The organism is Halorubrum sp. B53, assembly GCF_059752395.1.
The window spans coordinates 63,405-82,688 of sequence record NZ_MWTH01000002.1 but is presented as its reverse complement, the minus strand read 5'-3'; the positions used below and the strand labels follow the sequence as shown (position 1 = coordinate 82,688).

General features: G+C 54.8%; 20 protein-coding genes. 4 read left to right on the top strand and 16 right to left on the bottom strand.

All coding sequences use genetic code 11. From position 1 onward, the window contains the following. Positions 1-9: 9 nt before the first annotated feature. Positions 10-1,395 carry a cytochrome P450 gene (locus B4V06_RS01050; protein ID WP_498166817.1) on the bottom strand — a complete coding sequence of 462 codons (1,386 nt, stop codon included), beginning with the start codon at positions 1,393-1,395 and terminating at the stop codon, positions 10-12. A gap of 162 nt (positions 1,396-1,557) precedes the next feature. Here B4V06_RS01050 and B4V06_RS01045 point away from each other — a divergent pair, with 162 nt between their 5' ends. Continuing rightward, the gene (locus B4V06_RS01045; RefSeq protein WP_498166814.1) at positions 1,558-2,640 is read left to right on the top strand and encodes a transcriptional regulator FilR1 domain-containing protein; all 1,083 of its coding nucleotides are present in this window, start codon (positions 1,558-1,560) and stop codon (positions 2,638-2,640) included. An 80-nt stretch (positions 2,641-2,720) separates the two neighbouring features. Here the strand turns inward: B4V06_RS01045 and B4V06_RS01040 are convergent, their stop codons facing one another. The 6 genes from B4V06_RS01040 to B4V06_RS01015 all read right to left on the bottom strand — a co-directional run bounded on the left by B4V06_RS01040 (position 2,721) and on the right by B4V06_RS01015 (position 8,413). Continuing rightward, positions 2,721-3,707, bottom strand: coding sequence for a hypothetical protein (locus B4V06_RS01040; protein ID WP_498166812.1), 987 nt, complete (start codon positions 3,705-3,707; stop codon positions 2,721-2,723). Between the two features lie 38 nt (positions 3,708-3,745). After that, positions 3,746-3,964 (bottom strand): DUF8129 domain-containing protein, encoded by a 219-nt coding sequence (locus tag B4V06_RS01035; protein ID WP_498166809.1) that lies wholly within the window; start codon positions 3,962-3,964, stop codon positions 3,746-3,748. Between the two features lie 28 nt (positions 3,965-3,992). Further along, positions 3,993-4,268: a hypothetical protein gene (locus B4V06_RS01030; RefSeq protein ID WP_498166806.1), complete on the bottom strand. Its 276-nt coding sequence runs from the start codon at positions 4,266-4,268 to the stop codon at positions 3,993-3,995. A gap of 138 nt (positions 4,269-4,406) precedes the next feature. Beyond that, a complete protein-coding gene (locus B4V06_RS01025; RefSeq protein WP_498166914.1) occupies positions 4,407-5,348 on the bottom strand; it encodes a DUF6610 family protein in 942 nt (313 codons plus the stop codon). A gap of 379 nt (positions 5,349-5,727) precedes the next feature. Next, positions 5,728-5,973 (bottom strand): HalOD1 output domain-containing protein, encoded by a 246-nt coding sequence (locus B4V06_RS01020; RefSeq protein WP_498166803.1) that lies wholly within the window; start codon positions 5,971-5,973, stop codon positions 5,728-5,730. Between the two features lie 973 nt (positions 5,974-6,946). Then, positions 6,947-8,413, bottom strand: coding sequence for a hypothetical protein (locus tag B4V06_RS01015; RefSeq protein ID WP_498166800.1), 1,467 nt, complete (start codon positions 8,411-8,413; stop codon positions 6,947-6,949). 252 nt (positions 8,414-8,665) lie between these two features. On the opposite strand from B4V06_RS01015, the gene B4V06_RS01010 reads away from it, so the two are divergent. Further along, a complete protein-coding gene (locus B4V06_RS01010) occupies positions 8,666-8,833 on the top strand; it encodes a DUF1931 domain-containing protein (protein WP_498166798.1) in 168 nt (55 codons plus the stop codon). 73 nt (positions 8,834-8,906) lie between these two features. Here the strand turns inward: B4V06_RS01010 and B4V06_RS01005 are convergent, their stop codons facing one another. The 3 genes from B4V06_RS01005 to B4V06_RS00995 form a co-directional block, all read right to left on the bottom strand. After that, positions 8,907-9,422, bottom strand: a complete 516-nt coding sequence (locus B4V06_RS01005; protein ID WP_311173288.1) for a hypothetical protein — start codon at positions 9,420-9,422, stop codon at positions 8,907-8,909. Between the two features lie 21 nt (positions 9,423-9,443). Further along, entirely contained in the window at positions 9,444-9,911 is a 468-nt protein-coding gene (locus B4V06_RS01000; protein WP_498166795.1) for a hypothetical protein, read from the bottom strand. 488 nt (positions 9,912-10,399) lie between these two features. Beyond that, positions 10,400-10,636, bottom strand: a complete 237-nt coding sequence (locus B4V06_RS00995; protein WP_498166793.1) for a hypothetical protein — start codon at positions 10,634-10,636, stop codon at positions 10,400-10,402. An 84-nt stretch (positions 10,637-10,720) separates the two neighbouring features. Between B4V06_RS00995 and B4V06_RS00990 the strand changes: the two genes are divergently transcribed. After that, positions 10,721-11,008: a HalOD1 output domain-containing protein gene (locus tag B4V06_RS00990; RefSeq protein ID WP_311173291.1), complete on the top strand. Its 288-nt coding sequence runs from the start codon at positions 10,721-10,723 to the stop codon at positions 11,006-11,008. A gap of 368 nt (positions 11,009-11,376) precedes the next feature. Here B4V06_RS00990 and B4V06_RS00985 read toward each other — a convergent pair whose 3' ends face one another. The 3 genes from B4V06_RS00985 to B4V06_RS00975 all read right to left on the bottom strand — a co-directional run bounded on the left by B4V06_RS00985 (position 11,377) and on the right by B4V06_RS00975 (position 14,531). Beyond that, positions 11,377-11,913, bottom strand: a complete 537-nt coding sequence (locus B4V06_RS00985; RefSeq protein WP_498166790.1) for a metal-dependent hydrolase — start codon at positions 11,911-11,913, stop codon at positions 11,377-11,379. 69 nt (positions 11,914-11,982) lie between these two features. Beyond that, positions 11,983-12,990 carry a hypothetical protein gene (locus B4V06_RS00980; RefSeq protein WP_498166787.1) on the bottom strand — a complete coding sequence of 336 codons (1,008 nt, stop codon included), beginning with the start codon at positions 12,988-12,990 and terminating at the stop codon, positions 11,983-11,985. A 653-nt stretch (positions 12,991-13,643) separates the two neighbouring features. Beyond that, positions 13,644-14,531 (bottom strand): N-6 DNA methylase, encoded by an 888-nt coding sequence (locus tag B4V06_RS00975; RefSeq protein ID WP_498166785.1) that lies wholly within the window; start codon positions 14,529-14,531, stop codon positions 13,644-13,646. Positions 14,532-15,451: 920 nt separating this feature from the next. On the opposite strand from B4V06_RS00975, the gene B4V06_RS00970 reads away from it, so the two are divergent. Next, a complete protein-coding gene (locus B4V06_RS00970; protein ID WP_498166782.1) occupies positions 15,452-16,849 on the top strand; it encodes a Cdc6/Cdc18 family protein in 1,398 nt (465 codons plus the stop codon). Positions 16,850-16,860: 11 nt separating this feature from the next. Here B4V06_RS00970 and B4V06_RS00965 read toward each other — a convergent pair whose 3' ends face one another. Genes B4V06_RS00965 through B4V06_RS00955 form a run of 3 tightly spaced genes read right to left on the bottom strand, consistent with a single transcriptional unit; the run spans position 16,861 to position 18,726 of the window. Further along, entirely contained in the window at positions 16,861-17,787 is a 927-nt protein-coding gene (locus B4V06_RS00965; RefSeq protein WP_498166779.1) for a hypothetical protein, read from the bottom strand. A 27-nt stretch (positions 17,788-17,814) separates the two neighbouring features. Next, positions 17,815-18,120, bottom strand: a complete 306-nt coding sequence (locus tag B4V06_RS00960) for a hypothetical protein (protein ID WP_498166777.1) — start codon at positions 18,118-18,120, stop codon at positions 17,815-17,817. 6 nt (positions 18,121-18,126) lie between these two features. Next, positions 18,127-18,726 (bottom strand): DUF7995 family protein, encoded by a 600-nt coding sequence (locus B4V06_RS00955; RefSeq protein ID WP_498166774.1) that lies wholly within the window; start codon positions 18,724-18,726, stop codon positions 18,127-18,129. Positions 18,727-19,284: the final 558 nt, after the last annotated feature.

Below are 19,284 nucleotides of genomic sequence, written 5' to 3'. Positions count from 1 at the left end.
ATTGTACCCTCAACGGGGTCGAATTCGCAATGGGATGCCTTCTTTTGATCGAGTTGTAACCCGTGGTTCAAGTTCAATTGCTTCGTCGTTCTCCCAATCAAATTGGAATTTCTGCCCGACCGTTGCTAGGACTACTTTTGCTTCTAAGAGAGCGAACTCCCGACCGATGCAAGTTCGACGTCCACCACCAAAGGGGGCGTACGCAAAGTCGTGGAGTTCCTCCTCAAGCTCATCAGTCCATCGTTCCGGGCGGAACGCCATAGGTTCATCATAGAGCCGTCCATCTCGATGGACATGGATTATGGATAGATGGATCTCATGATCCTCGGGAATCCGATATCCACCGACTTCGACATCAGTGAGCGTCCGGCGCGGAATCGTATGAACTGGTGGGTAGAGCCGTAGCGCCTCAGTAATTATTCGGTCTGTGAACTCCAACTCTTGGAGGTCGTCGTAAGTGGGCGAGTCTCCATCGAGAACTGTGACCAGTTCCGTATGAAGTTGCTCTTGGAGGTCTGGGTTCGTCGCCAGCGCGTACCAAGTAAATGCGAGAGCTGCGGCGGTCGTCTCGTGCCCCGCAAAAACCATAGTGATCAATTGATCTTCGATCTCTTCGATTGTAAGATCTGATCCATCCGCCCTATTACGCGCCTTTTGGAGCTGTGTGAGCAGGTCTGGAGTATTTGAGTGAGCACCCTGCTTAGAGTTCGATTGGCCCTCGGACCCACCTGCCTCGTCTTCTGAGATTCTTGTTCGGTCGCTTCCTTCTTCGAGTAATCTTCGAACCTCCTGACGAAGGCGCTTCGTGGATTGATTGAATCGACGCCGTGCTGGTGTCGGGACCCACGGTGGCAGAATCCATGATGATGGTGTGAACCATTCGTTGAGTCCATCGGCGGCATCACGAAGTTCATGATCCTCGCCTGGGACCAACGAACGACCGAACAGCGTGGAAAAGAGAACCTCCAGAGTGAGGTTCTTCATCTCAGGCTCCATATCTAGTGTTTCACCCTCAATCCACGTCTCGAGACGTCGTTCGGTACACGCAACCATTTGCTCTGTGTAGCCTCTTATGTGGTCTCGGTAGAAGAGCGGTTGTAACATATCACGCTGTTGTCGCCACTTCTGGCCCTCGACCGAAAGGAGACCGTTCCCGAACGCGCGTTGATAGTCCTCGGTTTTTCCGAAGACTTCGACATCGGACACAAGGACACGGTCAAGATGGTCTGGGTGAGTGAAAACAAAAACATCGTCGACTGCCGGGAGAGCCATCCGGTAGATGTCTCCGCACTCCGACGTCGCCCTCTCTACAAACGTGAATGGATCGCGAGCGAACTGGACAGCGTTTTTTAGGACCGGATAACCCGACGGTGCCGGTGGTAGTTGGGAGCTCACGATAGTCGCTCTTTGTATCAGTATATGTAAAAAGTACCGCTGAGAGACGGGTTTTGGTTGGGTTTTGAAAGGGAAGGGTATTCCAATAAGCTCGAATCAATATCAGATTTGTGCGATATATTCATAGCATTGGGTGTGCACTTTAGTAACGGGTGAAAACAAGTGACGCAGTCCGAGCGTGCGACCACAAATCCACTCACGGACGAACGGATTGTCGTCCGTGAATTCATTAGTGATCTTGCTGGGTCCACCTCTTTAGATATACTGCGTTCACTCGACGAGGGCGCAAAGACGGCCTCGACTATCGCACAATCGGGAGAGATCACCCGACAGACGGTATCGAAACATCTCGTGCAACTCACCGATTTGGGGTTGACGAAAACAGCTGATACTGGTGGATATGAGCTGACGGCAGGTGGGAAAATCACGCTGGAAGCGTTTGAATCGTGTCCAGATGGTCTCGATCGCGAGCCACTCACCCAGCTAACTCGGTCAGAACATACCATCCCGCTGTTACAAACGCTTGCAGAGCAACCCAGCCGCCCGAGCGAATTGGTGGACATAACCAACGGGTCTCCGTCTCGCGCAACTGTTCGGAGAGCGTTACGGATGTTTGAGACGGAAGGATGGAGTGTAGAGAGCGACGGTGTTCACAGGCTCACGCCCGCTGGGCAACAAACAGTAGAACGGTATGAGGAACTGGCCGAGACAATCGAGCAGGTGTTGGATAAAGCACCTTGGTTCCAACGGCTCAATCCAATTAGAACGGATATTCCAGTTCGAGCCCTCGCTGACGCAAAGCTGTATGTCTCCTCACCCCACTCTCCGGGAATCGTCCTGGCGACAGCTCTCAAACTCTGCGATCCACGGCTTGACCACTTCCGCGTGTTGACATCGATTTTCAACCCGACGCTCTTTAGCGCGTACAATAAACTGCTCAAACTTGGTCTGAAAGGGGAGGCAATCGTCGACGCCTCGCTCTACCAGCGACTCCATGAAGAAGAGATGGAGTACTTTCTGGACGACTCAAACTACGACAACTTTCAGATTTTCTATCTCGACGAACCACTGACGCTCGGCATTGGTATCTACGATAGGGAGCAGATCGCGGTTGGGGCGTACAATAAAATTGGGGAGGGAGAACATATCGCGATGATCCTCAGTTCAAATGAAGCAGTAGTCCAATGGGGAGAGGATCTTTATAATCAGTACCAGAAGCAGGCTCACGACCCTGCCGAGATGTAAACGCATCAGTCCATGTCGCTCTCGCAATGGGCGAGGTGTACCTACATAGAACAGCTTGAGGGGTTGTTGTGTGAATAGTTCTAAAAGGATGGAAGACGCTCTTTTAGTGTTGTTTTGAGGTCATCAGCCCACGCCGATTGTTGTGACGCCAGTTCTTCCTTGAGGGAATCTCGTTTGTCTTCAGCTGTTTGCCGAGTTTCGCGCTCCGTTTTCAACTCGTCTTGGAGGGCATCCGGAGAGAGTGAAGCATACTCTACTGGCGGAGCACTGGGAACGTTCCCACTGTATCCAGTCGAGACACCGAATACGGCCCCGACTGCTTGCTCGATTTTACGGATTCGGGTACATGAAGTGTCGATGGTATCTTGAGCAGCGTAGTACTCTCTCACTTGCTTCTTATACGCTGAGGGGGGTGAGTGCTCTTCGAGATTGTCTAGTGCAGTAAGTACCTCGTCAATAGGGATGTCGCGTTCTGTGAGGAAGTCGACCGCGTCAGCACCGATGAAGACACGAATCCGGTCACTCGGAACCGACCGGAGATGGTGACCGATTGGGAGATCGTGGACATCCAAGGGGAGGAAAGGTGTGGCGAGCGTTGAGCTCACCCAGTTGATTATCGTATCGACGAGTTCGTCGGGACCGGGGCGGCGCTGTCCGACATACCCACCATAGCTGTTCCGATGATTCTCGATTATCTTCTTCTGTGTCGTAACACGGAGTCCCCACCACGTGTCGGAGAGCGTTCGATAAACGTCCACCTGGACGTGGAGATATGCGTAATCGAGTTTTTCGGCCTCGCAGGTGGACGTCCATTCGTCAAGTTCCTCACTGGCGTCGAACGTTGTTATCTGGTCCTCATCGATGTCTGTCGGTGGTCCACCAGAGCGGCCGGTGGTCGATGGATTAGTTGAAGTCTCCGATTCGGCTGACGTAGAGGCGTCGTCATGTGGAGGAGTAGGTGACGAAGATGAGCTGTCGGAGTCGTCTGGTGACGCGTTCTGGGTGGTTGACGTGCTGTCCTTATCTGAATGACCAAGGGAACTGAGGGTTGATTGTTCGGATGTCATAGGATGAACGACCACTTGAAGCGGTGGTGTGTTCGTGACTACTCCGACTGTTCGTCGGCAAGTTCTCGGGCTCGTCTCGCGAGGAATCGTTGTACCCACGTTCGGTTTTTGTGCTGGTTCTCGTAAGCGAGATACTGCTGGATCGTCTCTCGGGAATGCATACAGTGGAGGCCCGCCTTGATGAGGCGTGCGTTGGACGTGTCGAGAAATCGTTTCGGTGGAAGTTCCTCGAGGATCTTGTCGTCTGAGTCAGTCACGATGTCTTCGCCTCCGTTGGATGACGCCTTACTCATAGGCCGAAGGTGGGGTGTGGATCGTCGGCGGGTCAGGCCACGTTTCTACTTCTTCCTGGACGGCTGTGAGGACGGCTTGCGCTTGCCTCGAATGTGAATCTTCGTTCGTCGGCAGGTCAATGAGCACCCGGAGTTCGAGGACATCCTCGAGTTCGATTCCCGGGACGGTGTAATAAAGCGTGTAGAGAACCTTGTCGCGGATGGTTTCAGGCGAGTCACCGGCTTGTGCGATCGTGTCCGGGTCGACGGTAGAGGCAGCTGTTGACATATGAAACACTTCATCTGCTTGGCGGTGGCGAGAAACCCGCGTGTCTGGGTGAATTCCGGTTCAGAGGTGATAGCGGTCTCCGTAGTTACCCCACGAGGAACGTTGTGGATGCCTCGTTGTGGGGTAACTTGAGAGAGACTAATCACCGTTGACGGGCGTGAGTCCCTCCTGGTACTCGATACGCTGTCGTTCCGACTCGTTGCGGTACGCAAGCGTCCATCCGTTCTCGTACTCGACAACGATCGCATCCTCGAGCGGATCGTAGTCGGGATTCTCCGGATCGTAGACCGGTGCATCGTCAGGAGCGAGGGGACTCGGGTCTTCGTAGATGTTTCGCCCGTTCGCTGCCCAGACGGGGTCCTGAGGCTCCTGAACCGCTCCTCCGTAGACGTCACAGGGGGTCGTCTCCGGCCAGAGGTCGTGTTCCTGCCAGAAGGCACGCATCTCACGGAGACTCTGACGGACAGTCTCGCGAATCCCGAGATGGTCAGCGGATTGCCAGCCATCGCGACTCCAGTACTCTCCGAGGTAGGCGACCTTCGCCGGCCCGTTCCAGTCCATCCCGACGATGTTCGCCGGCGGCGCATCTGTGAGCGTTGGCTGCGTGAGGTCCTGGAGCGCCTCATACTGGACGGAAGGACTCCCACCGAGGAGGTGAATATGGCGGCCACGCCAGTCCGCAGGGTCACTGTAGTCGTCTGCGTGGAGGGACGAGTAGCCGAGCGGATACCCGAGGACCTGGTCGTCGTCGATGATCTCGATTGCCTCGTGGCACTTCGGGACGATAATGTACGTTGTCGACGGGTACTCTTCGCGGAGGTTGCGAGCGAGTTGGGTGTACTCGCGAGCGTCCTGCGGCGTGTCAGCGTCACCGATGACGGCTACATCGGGCTCGTACTCGCGGAACCGGTCGACGTATCGGTCGGGATCGGGGTCGTGGAACTCGTTGTCGAGCATAACCACCGGGAGGTCGACGTTCCGGTAGGAATCAATCTGAAGGCGATAGTCCTCTCGGATGCCCGTGGTGAAGCCAAGTTTGTAGGCGTCTGTCGCGAACGGCGCTCTGAAGAGGAAGCCGATATATTCAGGGCGGCGAGCCGCGTCGAGGGTGTCCGGTTCGGGTGTCGCATGCGGTGGTGCGAACGGACGCTGTAACTCGGCCGGTGCCGAGGCTGTCTGAAGGGAACTGGAAGCCATACGCGGGACGTGTGAACAGCTGGTTGCGAGGAGTCTTGACGGACGATACGGATACCGTGCTGTGCAGCGGGTCAGGCCAGCTGCCGCGAAGAAAGACTTGCGAAGAGCGTAAGGAAGCGAGAGTGAGAGTCGGCCACTTTCCGTGTTCGGATGGACTGTTCAGCGTCTCTGTGGCGTCGATTGGCTAGTAGTTGTAGGCGTTCAGGTTTCTTTATTCAGCCGTGATCCCGGAATTGAGATTAGAGTTCGTTAAATTGCCTTCTTAACGCTTGATGACGATTGTCCGATCGCTGTGAACTGTAACTGGATGTCCACAGTACCGAAACAAAAAGGATTGCGTGTGTTCTTCAGACTCTTGTGGCGGCGAGTCAACGAGTTCCTCTAGTTCCTCTATATCAATTACGTCTTGAAGAGTTCCAAGTTGGGTCGGTCGGCATTCCTCTACCTCTGCAATAACCCGCTTGACTGCAGTTTCGACCGATTCCGTATGTTGTACCTCGCGCTCCATACCCTAGAGAAATAACGAAACCCCAAAACACCCATACAATTTCATGCAAATCATTCAATAGAATGAAAAGCGAGCTTAACAGCTATTGTGGGGATCTATTTCACTGATTACGCTGCGTGCGTAGACACCGTCTGTTTCCGGGGCGGCTACGATCGCCTGACGGGCGGTGTTCGCGGCCTCGACGTCGACGTCGTCAGTGAAATCGAGTCGGAAAACCGATATCGACGAGACAGCGACAGTAGAACTCATTCTGAGTCGTCATAGTCGGGATTGTTGGAGAGGGCGAGCCAAAGAGCGTATGCGGCATGGCGGTAGAGAACGGTCTCGCAGTCGGGACAGCAATACTCGACTGTATCCAGTCGATCGATGGCGGCGCTAAACGCGCTCGACCCCTCGTGATGTATCGCACATTCCTCGTTCAGATGCAACTCGTGAGATGAGTCGTCCCACAGTTAGGGCAGGGCTGTCCTGGCTCCCAGTCATCGCGTTCGATAGCTTTGACGGAGTATGGTTCGTCGCTGGGATGAGGACCTGTGAACGTGTAGGGAGTCTCGCTGCGGGCGTCGGTCGACGTAGTGGAACCTGTCTCAGTCATATGGATCACACAGCCCGTTCGACGGGCTTTCAGGCTCGATGAGCCAGAAAAACCCGCGAGCGGGGAGGTTCTGTTAGAACGGTGGTTCGACATCGATCGCTGCGACGTACTCGTTGAGATTCTCCTGCGCTAACGGCGCTTGACGGGTGGGTTCGTCCTCAGTTGGTGGGACCGTACGGAGCGCTGAATCGAACGTACAATGTGGGCAGTCGAACCAGTAGGTTGCGTCCCCGTTCGGGGCGGGGTCAGTGAAGATGATGATGAGCGGATCAGCTCCGCATTCGGGACAGGCGTGGGCCGAGGCGCGCTGATGATGCTGGCGGCGATCCGTCGTGGAGTGAGCACGAGAGGACATAGTGCGGGGAAGGGGAGCAGTAGTTAGTTCGGCTGGGAAGCGAACTGTTCGAGCGTTTCCTGTTCGGTTGGTGCTGTCGAGGTAGTTGTAGAGCCGTTCTCTTGGTTATTCGAGCGGGTGACTGGCGTTCTGGAAGTGACGCCGGGGTCGCATTCGTGTCGGTCGTGATGCTCTTCGAGGTAGGCAAGGCGCTCGGGATGTGACTGGTGAAGGATAGAACCTTCGTCGGTGACGCAGTAATTCTCGGGTCGTGCGCCGCAGGTAGGACAGTCGACGTACCAGGAGGGATGGAGATACCAGCCCTCACCACACCGAATACACGAGTGCTGTGCCTCGGCATCTGAGTCGGTCACGTGGATATCCTGGGGTGAGCGGTCGGTCGCGTGGACATCGAGTCCCGTGGTCTGTTTCGTATCGATACTGATGAGACAGTCTTGCTCAGCGTCGGGATGCTCGATGATGGCGACGTGGGAGCGACGATAGTCGAGGCGCTTCGGCATACAGGTCGCGGTGTGGCCAACTTGAATGATGTCACCGCCTGCGGCGATGAGTGGATGGAGTTCCTGTTTGAGTGCTGTATCCCGGCCAGTAGTGCGGCCAGCGTAATCGGTGGTCTGCTGGAACGCCTCACTCGGGAGGTCCACGAGGACGGTGTTGAAGATGCCGGCAGCTAATTCGGCTGCGAGTTCGCGCTCGTCGAAGTGGTACGCGGCGTCGACGGATTCGTCAACGCTCATCTGCACCAGGTGGCCGTCGTGGGGGAGAGACCGTTCACGCGTCGAGACGTTGAGGACACGTCCGGAGAGGTGGGTGGCAAGGTAGTCGGCGACGCCGGCTTGAGGCATAATCTCAGGGCTGAGGCGGATGTACTCGAGGGTGAGGGGCGTGTTCCCGTTTCCGCTGGTCGCGGCGCCACCTGATGCGGTGGCTCCTGCGTTCGGAACTGCGGCGTCGGTCACGTGTACTGGGCGTCGTGCCGACGTGATCTCGTTTGTGGGTTTCTGAGCGACGACACCGAGCCAGTCGTGCTGGCGGCCAAGGGTATTCCAGACGGCGACTTCTTCGAGCGTGTACTCCTCTTCAGGCGGCATAAGCGACGTCGTATAACCGAGCCGGATGACGCGACCACGGGGTTTCAGGAGGGCGTCGACGACGCGAGCGAGTTCGGTGACCGTGGGTAGTGTGTCCTCCTCGCGGTCGTAGGTGGTCGTGCTCTGTCGTTTCGAGAATGGCGGGTCGAGGACGATCGTGTCGAACGATTCAGCCTGGAGGATGTGAGGAAGGTCGCGGACGTCAACGTGATAATCGGCATCGATCTCGGGATTGATGTCGTTCCGGACGATCCGCCCATTATGGGTGAGCTGGGTCCGTCCAGCACACGCGTTGAGGACGCGACCGTCGAGGTGCGATTCGACCCATTCACGAAGCTTCTGTGCGTTGAACGTCCAGCGGTCGGGCTGGATCGTCCAGTAGGAGAGCGAGGTGGGCATACTGGTGAGTGGAGGATGGTTCGCGAAGCGGGCGCTATAGGGGGGTTGAGTGCTACTGATGGGTTACGCCGGGGGCTTGGCCGGTTCGGCCGAGATTGTATCTGACGTATCTGATGTTAGTGAGGTATATGAGTTATTCAACGGAGTTGATTGAGTTTCAAGCATACGGAGTCCTCGAAACCGCTCGGACGAGAGAAACCAGGAGATAGAGGCGTTAATAATTAAGCCGGAGTCTGATAATCGGGAAATCGTATGGCAGACCTGATTGTCCAATCGAAGGTTCGAGAGCATCTCGATGGAATGAACGTCTCGGCAGACATCTTCGACACGCCTGACGAGGAAGTCGCTGACCTCCTTGACGATGCTGCGCGTCGTGCAGACGCGAACGACAGGAAGACCGTTCAAACTCGAGATCTCTAAGCCGATTTCGTCATCCTATTTCGTTTGATTCGCTGTTGTTATATGCACTTTCTGTAGCCGCCGCTCTGAGACACTATACAGTGACGATGGTGTCGCAGTTCACGCATCGAAAGAGGATGGTTTCGCAGTCGGGATCATCGTAGTCGACATCGTGGTCGGGGAGGACGGTTGGATCGGAGACGAGCTCGTTTCCTGTGAGGTTCTCGCCGCAGTCACAGGTGAGCGGCCAGTCAAGGGATGAGAGGAGGTCGCTGTCGGGGAGTATCCCATATGATGCATCATCGACGTACTCGTTCTGGATAGGGGTGAGGAGATCCTGCGAAACGGCGCTATGTTGGCCGTCGAATCCGCCGTGCCAGAAGACATCAATGGCACGATACTCGATGGTGAGCTGGGTCTTGCATCTCGCACATCTGACGTGGACGTAGTGGGTGTCGAAATTGTTCGGCACCCCTTCTTCGGTAGATTCGAACTTGGAGTTCTGACAGACTGGACACGCTGGCTGTATACTGATGTATGTCGGCTTAGCGGCTGGGTCTGCGTTCTCGTCAGTATCTTGATTCTCGGACGTTGTATCTGGTGGTTCCATAATGATGAGCTGGGTGTGGGATTACGCAGACGATTCAGACGGTGCGTCGGGAGTTTCCGTAGCCGACTCCTCGGACGGGTTCTCAGGAGCGTGGTCGAACGAATTGTAGGTAAGAGTCCCATCAGGCCAAGCGACCCACTGGCCGGCAAGCAGCGGAAAACGGCACTTCTCGAAGCCGACGGTCTCCACGACGAGTTGCTCCTCAAGATGGGGAGCGAGACGTTCAAGGAACTCTTCGGTACAGTGTTCTTTTCGATCGACGACACTCCCGTCTTCGTCGAGGATGGGCTTGGTGACCTCGAATGCAACGTACCCGTAGATTTCGAGGTAAGGGTCGGTGTCCTCCTGGCAGGGGTCGACAACGCCGATGGTCAGGGAATCGAAACTTCCGTAGAAGTCGTAGTCGTCGATTATTGCTTCGATTGCCTCGACAGCTTCGGAGTCGACAGTCGGGTGGTTCGATGCGGTGGTCGCTTGAAGGGTTGCCATAAGCGGTTCAGGCCCGTGGCCGCAAACAAAGACACATCAATAGAGAGACAACAGGGATGATCGAGGGTACCAATATAATTAGGCGGTGACGGCTTTAGAGAACTCTTCACAAAGGGGCTATTTCCAGAGTGAACTGGTTGAATATGCCGATCAGTAAATGTGCCTACTAATCGAAACAGGAGACAATCTCATTGGTACACAATGCAGGACTGTTTTCGGGATAAGAGTCTTGATTGTGATATGGGAGTGGGCTCACCAACTTCGAAAGCGGAATTACAAGAAGCGCTTACAGTGTTGATTCGGAGATCGTATCAAAATAACGTGGCTATCGAAGGGGCATATGAAATTCGCTCCCCCGAAAAAACAATACCAGATTGGGAGTGTGTCTGTATCCGGCTGAAATAATTCGCTCTTCTATTCGAATTGTAGCCTGTATTGAGTGAACAATGGGTAAATAAATAGTGTGGCAACTGTTCTATGCAACCCTATTAGGCAGTTTTAGTTGACGAGTGGATAGTATCTTGAAGAGTGCCCCATTCACCGGGGTACTCGACCCCAGCGTCCTGGTTGATCGTAGTCTGGACGGCGCCAGATGACTCAACCTCGACGAGGACATCGTCGCGACCGAATCGAGTCGCGAGGAAGTCGTGAATCTCCTCGGCCGAACAGATGCCAGCTTCGGGAGCGTCTTGTGCAGTTTCGATCGTCATATACGGATCGCTCAATAAGGCCGTGGACAAATCTCCCAATAAAAGCGATAATGCTAATGAATAACACAGATTTATAATACCGACGAATAACACATCTGTATGGATGAGCAGCAGTGTGAATACCATCAAACGATAGATCCAGATCGAGGATCGATTACCCACGAGTTGGTACAGGTGGTGGCCTGTTACAAAAACCGACCTATCGAAGACCTCCCACCGTTCGCTTACTGGATCGATCCAGATGCTCTTGCTGAGGTTCTCCAGGGTGAGAGCGGCCAGTCTTCACAAGGAGACGTGAGGGTTCAATTCGATTACGACGGGATTCACGTGCGAGTATCAAGTGCTGGCGATGTCTGGATATGGGAGCCTAGTGACACCGCAACCTGAGAACGGATGGAGGCGGGTATCGTATCGTCGAAGTAGTTGTGGTATGCCATCTTCTGCTACTCGCGTGAACGGTGCTGTTCAAGTCGGTCCTTGATCGCGATGACCTTGTCTCGAAGGTACTGAACTTCTTCAGGGTCAATCTGTCCGTTGTTGACCAGGCTATTGATAGTGTTGTCGAGGGCTTGGATGTGTGCGTTGCTTTGCGCGGTATCGGGAAAGACTACCCATACGTGAATTCCTCCATCAACAAAGGGGAGAGAGAAATTTGCTCGATGATCGAGCCGAGTTACCCCACACGGGGGCGACACTCCCCTTTCGTGGGGTAACTGATAGAGACTGCCTGCTCGATGACAGCGTTAAAGCCACAGTTACGCGCCGATCGTCGCGAGGATCTGCGGGATATAGATGGCCGCTCCTGTGGCCCCGAGCCCAGCGGCGAACAGAGCGTTGTTTGCCGTGCTGTTCGCTGACGTCGTAAGCTTCCACGTGTACTCCGTGTCGTCCACGGGCGCGAACGGTTTGATTCCCATCGGCGTGATCACGTCACCGATAAGGTGTGTCGTGAGCCCCAGCGCGACGAGAAAGCCGACGCCGAACGCAGGAAGAACGAGGGATGGAGCACTTGCTGTTGACAGCGTCCCGTTTACCGATTGTGTTCCCTGGAGCGTCGTGGCCCACGTCACAGCCGTAGCGATCGTGGACGCGACGATAATGAACCAGACGGTGTGCGTGATGCCCCGGTGCGAAACGAAGGGGATACGCTGGTCGATATCGGGAATCGGTGCTACGCCGGCGACGATGAGAATTCCTACGAGGGCTTCGCCAGATGCGTGACTAACGGTAAGGAGAAACGCCAGCGGTGAGAAGGCGAGAAGAGCGAGTCCGTAATGACCACGTCGATGCATCTCTGGAGCCGTAGCTCCATCTTCTTCGTCCGGCAAAAAGACTATTCCGGGGGTGATAATGTCTCATCCTCACTGTGGAAGCGCGATGGCTTCAAGAACCTCCTCGACTGGCTGTTTGAGGATAGGCTCGATGAGCAGCGGGGAAAGCGAGGAGGCAACAACGGTGGTCGCTCGCTCGGTTTGAGTCGCACAGGCGGGCGGGATCGAATCAGGTATGGGGACAGGCACGCGGTCGTGGTGAGCTGATGACTCGTTCTCCTTGAGCCCCTTGAGGTAGACGCGATCCTGCGTTGCGGTGAGACGCAAGTAGTCGTAATCTGTTTCGTTTGGTGCCAGCCGCTCGTAAGTAGCCGTCCTGAGGCCGTATTTGGACAGCGTCCACTCCAGGTCGTCGGTGTCGGGGAGGTGCGTTCGGATTGTGGAGGGCTCTGTATGGAGTTGGGCAACGACCGTCGCGACTGCGGTCTTGATGTCTTCAAAGCGTGCGTTCGTCCCTCCGGAGACGCCGTAGTCGCCGTCGTTGTTCTGGACGCTGTGGCCGCGTATCCCGGAGAGTCGCGCCTTATCGCTGGTGTCTGCCTTCCGAACCTGTGAGGGGTTCCCGTAGCCGGTCACGAGTTCGGTCATATAGTGCCACATCCCGTCGCGGTTCGCTCCGGAGTCGTTCAAGTAGACGCGGTGACGGACGATCGACCCGCCTTCTCCCCATCGTTCGTCGAAGGCACGTCCCGAGGCTCGGTAGGTGATGGTCGTATCGTCGTGGTAGTCGAGTTCCCACTGACCGATACGGGCTGGGGCGACCTCGAGCTCATCAGGAAGGTCAGATGTACAGAAGACGTTATGATCCGGAGTGAGCGCCATAACCTGATCGACATTCAACAGTGCTGACGGATATGTTTCCTCGAAGACCCTCTGGATATCCTCGTAGAAATCGTTTAGCGGTGTTTTCGCTGTGGAGTGGGTCGCTTCAGACTTCTCAGTCGTCGATGTTACTGCGGAAGTATTTGTTGAGTGGTCGGATGTCGATTCTTCGGTCGTCGTGAACGCATCGAGTTGGGATTGGGAATTCGATGGCATCGTGAGGACTCCGTAATGTTACGAATGACCAACGTGAACTGGCTAGTCGTCGACGCGAGCGAGCGTGTAGTCGTCGTTCCTATCGAGGAGCAGTGTTGTTCACATATTCGTCGATGGGTCGCAAGCTGGTTGATATCGAGTGCGCTGATAGAGTGCGTGGACGTCTCGAGCGGAGCCAACAATCGTTTTCTCAAGGACACGTCGACCGTCACGGATGATAGGAGAGAATTGCTCGCTGGCGATCCGGAGAATTTCGTCCAGTCTCGTGCAATTTTCGAAGTGGGTAACAGAAAGATCGAGGACGAACACTTGACAGGTGACGAGGTGATCTTCTACGAAGTTCCCTTGGACGTGATCGCGGGGATCCGTAGTTGGTTTTCGAATGTGAGTCGGGTCGAAACAGTACGCTCGGAAGACCTGCGCTCCGGTGGTTTCTTCGCTGGCCTTGAGATGAGGATATCGCTCGAGGAACCACGCACGGGTGGTCATCGGGGCGGGCCTGATCGCAGCTACGACGCCAGACTTGGTTTGTGCGAGACCTCGTGGCGGCGGCGTATGGTCCTCAAGGGCCTGGAAGAGTTCTCGAAGGGCTTGACGCCGGTTCGCCTCGGATTGGAGAACAACGGACATTGTGGAGTGTGGAATACAGATAGTTATTCGCTGAAGGCGTCAAGCGTGACGTTCTCGATGGTATCGGGATCATCGATCGTGACGGCGTCCTCAACGTTTCCTTCGGAGAGGTCGCTATCGTTGTTGGTGTCGTCCTGAGCGGAGCCATCGGCCTCCTCAAAGCTCGTTATGATGGGTGCGTTGTCAGGGTCGAGTTCAGTGATAGCCCCGTTGACGGTTGAGTGGGTAAGGATTCGCGTGGGATGGTTTACTCGCCATACGTGCCACGTCTCGTAGGTGAGGGAGTTTCCGTGGACGACATACGCGGGGATGGCGTGGAGTGCAAAGTTGATGACGGCCATATGAGCGCACGTCTTGTCGATGTCGCGTCCAACGACGACAGTGGGCGTGTTAGGAGAGATGTGACGGAGCTGCTGGACAGCGTGGAACGGGAGTCGACCACTCCCGCACGCCGGATCGCTGATCGTGATAGGGTCCTTCTGAGTGGCGTCACGAATGCCTTCGGGGGCGCTGAAGAGCATCTGAGCCTTCGCGATGGCGACATTCTGGGGTGTGAAGTGCTGGCCGAAGGCATCACTGTTAGCTCCGTAGTGTTCGTAAATCCCGCCGAGGAGTTCCGCCGAGTGCGGGTATCCCGGAACGGTCGTTTCTTCCATTGTATTGACGAGGGCTCCGAGTGCAGTCCCATAGGTCTCGAGAACATCTCTGATGAGATCGTCATCATCGTGGAGACGATCTGTGAGATCGTGAACGAGGTCAAGGTAGTCGTCGTCGTTCCGACTAAGAGCGGTGACGGTGAAATTGAGCCAGTTCGTGAAGACGTCGTATGTACGAAAGCCCGTTTTCTTGTGGACTTCATCGAGATTCTCGGTGATTGGTTCGTATGTACTCGGGTCGGTGATGGAAGCCATCGACGAATCGCCTCAGTTCAACGTAGGGAGAGAAAAATCCAGAGAGGGGACACCCCACCAGTTCCGTCGTAAGGCGAGGCGAAAAACACCCCACTGGTTCCGGCGTTATCGCAATGAGGACACCCCTGGACTTCCGTCGTAAACGAGGGACAAATCGTATGAAGTCTCCAGATCTCGGGTGGGGACACCCCACCAGTTCCGACGTTAGCGTGCGAATTTACTCTCTTTAGATGAGAGTAAGAGCAGGATGAGTGGAACGATAAAACGGAAGAAAAGCCTCATAACTCTCGTCAAGAATGAATACTTCAGGATACCACGGGCAGAACAGGTCTATAAACGAAGGTTAGAGACGAGAATTGGTCTCGGGGAAATCCTACCACTACTTGATGACGGACCCACACCCCTTCGGTTCCGTCGTTAGATAGACAAGGGCAACGTAGCTCAAGATCACGATGACCAGACACACCCCACCAGTTCCGACGTTAGCGGCCGCGAAAGCGGTAACTAGACTGAGATTAGCAAGAGTCGCCTGGATTCTGTCCCACGATAAGAATATGTAAAAGTTGAGTTATTTCACCCATAGGTTTATTACAATACAGCTTAAACAATTCCGCAGGACGAAGTAATGGGGATGAAGAAGCGGAGCGACTGGTACGTTCGAGACGAAGCTCGGTAACGGGTTGGAACGTCCAGAAACGCCGTAGAGACGCGTTCTATCCTCTAAACCGTGATTGCACCTATCCTTCCCGTGGGGGGTACACGTTCATCGGTAACGACGGAACCGAAGGGGTGTGTGTGTTGGGTTCCGTGATTGTTCGAAGATCGAGGTAGTCCTTCCAGTAGACTTTCCGTCGTGGTAGATTTACGTCGGAAGTCGAGGTGGGAATACTTTTAAGTAATCGGGTTTCGTCGGTGCTTCTATGTCAAACGGCACCTCGACTTCCGATGAAAGTCGAGATTTGGATTCTACGTCTTCAGACGGTCAAGACGACCGATCTCGTGTCCAAACATCGGAACCGGAGGGGAGTCCAAACGAGAATGGAAAACCGCCATCAAGCGAAGGGGACGGTCAACAATTCAAGGTTGACGACCCGCTCTTTTCTCAACGGAAGGGGGTTTTCCAAAATAAAGAGATGGTCCGTGTCGGTTGGGTACCTGATGGCGATCGAATTGTCGGACGTGACGATTATATTTCCACTATCAGTAGCTGTCTGAACGACGCTGTCTATGGTGGTGCCCCAAATCATATCTCAATTACCGGGAAAACAGGAACGGGAAAATCTCTCGTCTCCCGATACGTCACTCGGCGAGCTGTCAATGCGGCAGTTGATGATATCCGAATAGGTCATACGTATCTAGACTGCTCGAAATCCTCAACTGAAGTCCAAGTCATCTCGACAATCGGACAACAGCTGAACGACGAGGATATCTATGACGAGGATGAGGACATCGTAAAAATGCCCGATACCGGGCTACCGAAAGACAAGTTCTACAAACGGCTCTGGCAGATTCTCGATCACTACGACTCGGCTATCATTATTCTTGACGAAGTCGACCTTCTCAAGAGCGACCACGTTCTGATGAGTCTCGCGAAGGCCGTCGAATCGAATGATACGTCGTGTCAAATCGGAATTATAGCAATAAGCAATCAAATCAACTTCTTCGACGAGCTGAACCCACGCACCAAGAGTGCCTTCCAGACCCAAGAACTCAACTTCGACCCATATAACGCAAATCAGATTCAAGAGATTCTTCGAGGGCGTGATGACGCATTCCGTGATGGTGTTCTAACTGATGAGGTTATTCCTCTTGTCGCGGCTTTCTCAGCCCAGGAACACGGAGATGCACGGAAAGCAATGCGGTTATTCAGGACCGCAGGAGAACTAGCCGATCGTGAGGGAGCTGACATGGTCGAAGAAGACCACGTGCGAAGAGCCCAAGACGCACTTGAAAAGGATCGATTCCGCGACTTCCTCCAGGGAACCCCCACTCAAATGAAAGCAGCTTGTCTCTCGATCGCTGCTAAGTCACTTTTCTCGCGTGACGATTACATCATCACAGGTGAACTCTACGATGCGTACCAGCAGATCACTAACGCGATAGATATGGACACGATCGGGATACGGCGGTTCCGGGATATTCTCGATGAGATGCAACTCAGCCAGGTAATCGAAACTAAAGAAGTGAATATGGGAAAAGGCGGTGGCCGCCACAACTCTCATCGGTTACTCCACAATCCTGAGGCTATCCTTGATATCGTAATGGAGGATACTCGATTCGGAGATATCTCTAAATCCTCGCTGAAACGGTTCGCCTGACAAATTAGATGTTATACTGATGAGACGTACCTTCGTTTCGTCCACTCGTCGCGACGGGGCACAGTACGTCCTTCACGGTTCTCCCAATCAGTACTCGAGACGGGTTTGATCCGATCGAGTTCGAACCCAGCGGCTCGGTAGCAGACTCCAGTGTTGTCGTCGACGCCGGCGATCGCGACGAGCCGTTTTCGGTCGTTATTCTCACGTACCCAGTCCCGAAGACGCGCAAGCATCCAACTCGACGTATTCGGTGGGCGATTCGGGTGATTCGCAAGCCGTGTAACGTACAGCTCTTCACGAGCCCCGTCGTAACTGTATGTGTACGGCTGTGCGAGCACCGCCACTGAGTACGGATGCCCATCCTGGGTAGCGATGAATCCGGCCTTCCATTTCGCGACACCGCCGAGGCGGTGGTCGATGCGGCCGTCCGGACCACCGATAAGAAGGTGATTGACGAGTTGCCGACTCCCCCGTCCACAAACGCGGTGGACTGTGAGGTCGGTGACGTCCTCGAGAGGCGGTGGCGTGACACGCTCGGGTTCCCAATGGGAGACCCTCCAGTCCGGTTTTTCACCAGGTTCGACGTCCAGTCGTGGGAAATCCGGCATTCCCGCTGGCGGGTATGTACGCCACTCGGGATCACTCGAATGGAGCGCTACGACTATTGACTCATCGGCAGGGAGCCGTTGCTGGAAGTTGACGACCAATGAACGTCCTTCCTGAGTGAGCTCAACGTTAGTAATTACGCGACGTCGGTAAACAGCCTTCACTTCGGGAATGGGGAACCGATTTCGAGAGTCGATGACGGTTCGCTCGAAGATGTGATCGCCGGCGCGGATCGTCGATGCGAGCTCGGTTGGTTTGTTGCTGGCCAGCGAGGAATGGTCAAAAGGTGCTGGTTCTGACCCGTCACGAACGGGGAAAGCAAGTGCTGACATACTGAAGAGTCGACAGAGTGATGGCGGTTACTCGGTCTCCGGAGCGATGTGGTGGAGGGAGTCACCGTCCGGAGAAAACCACTCACAGTCGAAGGAGACTGATCCGGGGATATCCCCACAGCCGAATTCCAGAACTGCTTCAACAGTCGTGTCGTCGACGATCGTGACGCGATATAGTTCGCCGTCGTAGGAATTCCAGTACTGCTCGCCGACTGCAACGTCGGTCCGCCCAGTCGTCGCGAACGCTGTTAATTTCCCGCCCGGAAGATCTACCCGAAAGGCTATCCGATTCGGGTCGTTAAGCGTCTCGAAGAGGTGTGACTCACTCGGCATAAAGCGCTAGAAATGGACGTCGGCGGGGACGAGCCATCCCCCGGACATCTGCTCATCTTCTTTTGTGGCCGCTGCGGCGTCACCGTCGCCGCCGACAGTACCGGACGAGGCGTTCTGTAGGCGATCGGCATATTCGTCGACGACTGTCGGTGATACGAGACCGCCTCCGTATTCGTTATAGATGTACACTGACGGTCCTCGACATTCGGCGAGCTGTCCTAGGTGGAATCGTACCCCGTCGACGTTGTTCATAACGCCCTCGACGGAGAGATCTTCGACTTTCGACTGGAATCTCGACAACGTATCTCGGAACTCCTCTGTTTGTTCCTCAAGCGCGTCATCGAGGAGTGCTTGCCCCTCGTCGCTGTCGAGTGGGAACGCTGGAGCGACCGTTGTCTCGTCGACAGTCTCAGAGCTGCCGTCACTGATGACATTCGCGACGTGTGGCTTGTAACGTGAGTCCGATTGATCGAACGTTCCGTAATAGTCGTAGACACCGACGGCGTCGACTCCGACACCGACGAGTTTGTCGAGGGCGCTGTGAGCGCGGGCGAGGGCATCGTCTTGAGTGGTACCGGGAACAAGTACGCGGATAAGTTGGTGCATCTACCGATAGAACCTCCACTCTTCGTGGAGGGTGAGAAACTCTCGGTGAGGTATGTGTTGTACAGTGTATGGATGGTAAACTACTGTGTCCACGCTGTGAGGTTTGCTTGCCCGACGGCAGGCGGATCGGTGTCATCGCCGATTACGGCGGCAGCATAATCACGAGCGATCGTCAGTGCGATGTCGAGTCCGCACTTGTCGGGTGGATTTCGGACGTCGACCATCTCAGTTTCGTGTGCATAGTCCCACGGGGCGAGCGCGACGGTAGCGGTCCCTGCACTCGCCACGGTTTGACAACAAAGTATGGATATGTTTTCATGGTCACTTCGAGACCGTCTGTAGTCGTGCTCCCCGTAAGTCGCTGACCTTCGCGAGCACCTTCTCGATGGTAGTAGACGATTCTTTGTAACGTTTCTTCAGTTCGAAGTATGTTGATGTGAACCGATCTTCAGCAGGTACTGATTCCTCAGTGTCCAGGTTCTTCCGCCTGCATCCGATCAAGACGGCGGTTCTTTCGTTACTGCTATTTTACTGTGAGTGTAATATCGGCACAAAACC

Bases quoted from the DNA above. Each gene is read 5' to 3' on its own strand.
- B4V06_RS00960 (WP_498166777.1), bottom strand. From the start codon at position 18,120: ATGCCGAGTGAGTCACACCTCTTCGAGACGCTTAACGACCCGAATCGG.
- B4V06_RS00965 (WP_498166779.1), bottom strand. From the start codon at position 17,787: ATGTCAGCACTTGCTTTCCCCGTTCGTGACGGGTCAGAACCAGCACCT.
- B4V06_RS00980 (WP_498166787.1), bottom strand. From the start codon at position 12,990: ATGCCATCGAATTCCCAATCCCAACTCGATGCGTTCACGACGACCGAA.
- B4V06_RS01015 (WP_498166800.1), bottom strand. From the start codon at position 8,413: ATGCCCACCTCGCTCTCCTACTGGACGATCCAGCCCGACCGCTGGACG.
- B4V06_RS01020 (WP_498166803.1), bottom strand. From the start codon at position 5,973: ATGGAGCGCGAGGTACAACATACGGAATCGGTCGAAACTGCAGTCAAG.
- B4V06_RS01030 (WP_498166806.1), bottom strand. From the start codon at position 4,268: ATGTCAACAGCTGCCTCTACCGTCGACCCGGACACGATCGCACAAGCC.
- B4V06_RS00985 (WP_498166790.1), bottom strand. From the start codon at position 11,913: ATGCATCGACGTGGTCATTACGGACTCGCTCTTCTCGCCTTCTCACCG.
- B4V06_RS00955 (WP_498166774.1), bottom strand. From the start codon at position 18,726: ATGCACCAACTTATCCGCGTACTTGTTCCCGGTACCACTCAAGACGAT.
- B4V06_RS01040 (WP_498166812.1), bottom strand. From the start codon at position 3,707: ATGACATCCGAACAATCAACCCTCAGTTCCCTTGGTCATTCAGATAAG.
- B4V06_RS01000 (WP_498166795.1), bottom strand. From the start codon at position 9,911: ATGGCAACCCTTCAAGCGACCACCGCATCGAACCACCCGACTGTCGAC.
- B4V06_RS00975 (WP_498166785.1), bottom strand. From the start codon at position 14,531: ATGGCTTCCATCACCGACCCGAGTACATACGAACCAATCACCGAGAAT.
- B4V06_RS00990 (WP_311173291.1), top strand. From the start codon at position 10,721: ATGGATGAGCAGCAGTGTGAATACCATCAAACGATAGATCCAGATCGA.
- B4V06_RS00970 (WP_498166782.1), top strand. From the start codon at position 15,452: ATGTCAAACGGCACCTCGACTTCCGATGAAAGTCGAGATTTGGATTCT.
- B4V06_RS01005 (WP_311173288.1), bottom strand. From the start codon at position 9,422: ATGGAACCACCAGATACAACGTCCGAGAATCAAGATACTGACGAGAAC.
- B4V06_RS01010 (WP_498166798.1), top strand. From the start codon at position 8,666: ATGGCAGACCTGATTGTCCAATCGAAGGTTCGAGAGCATCTCGATGGA.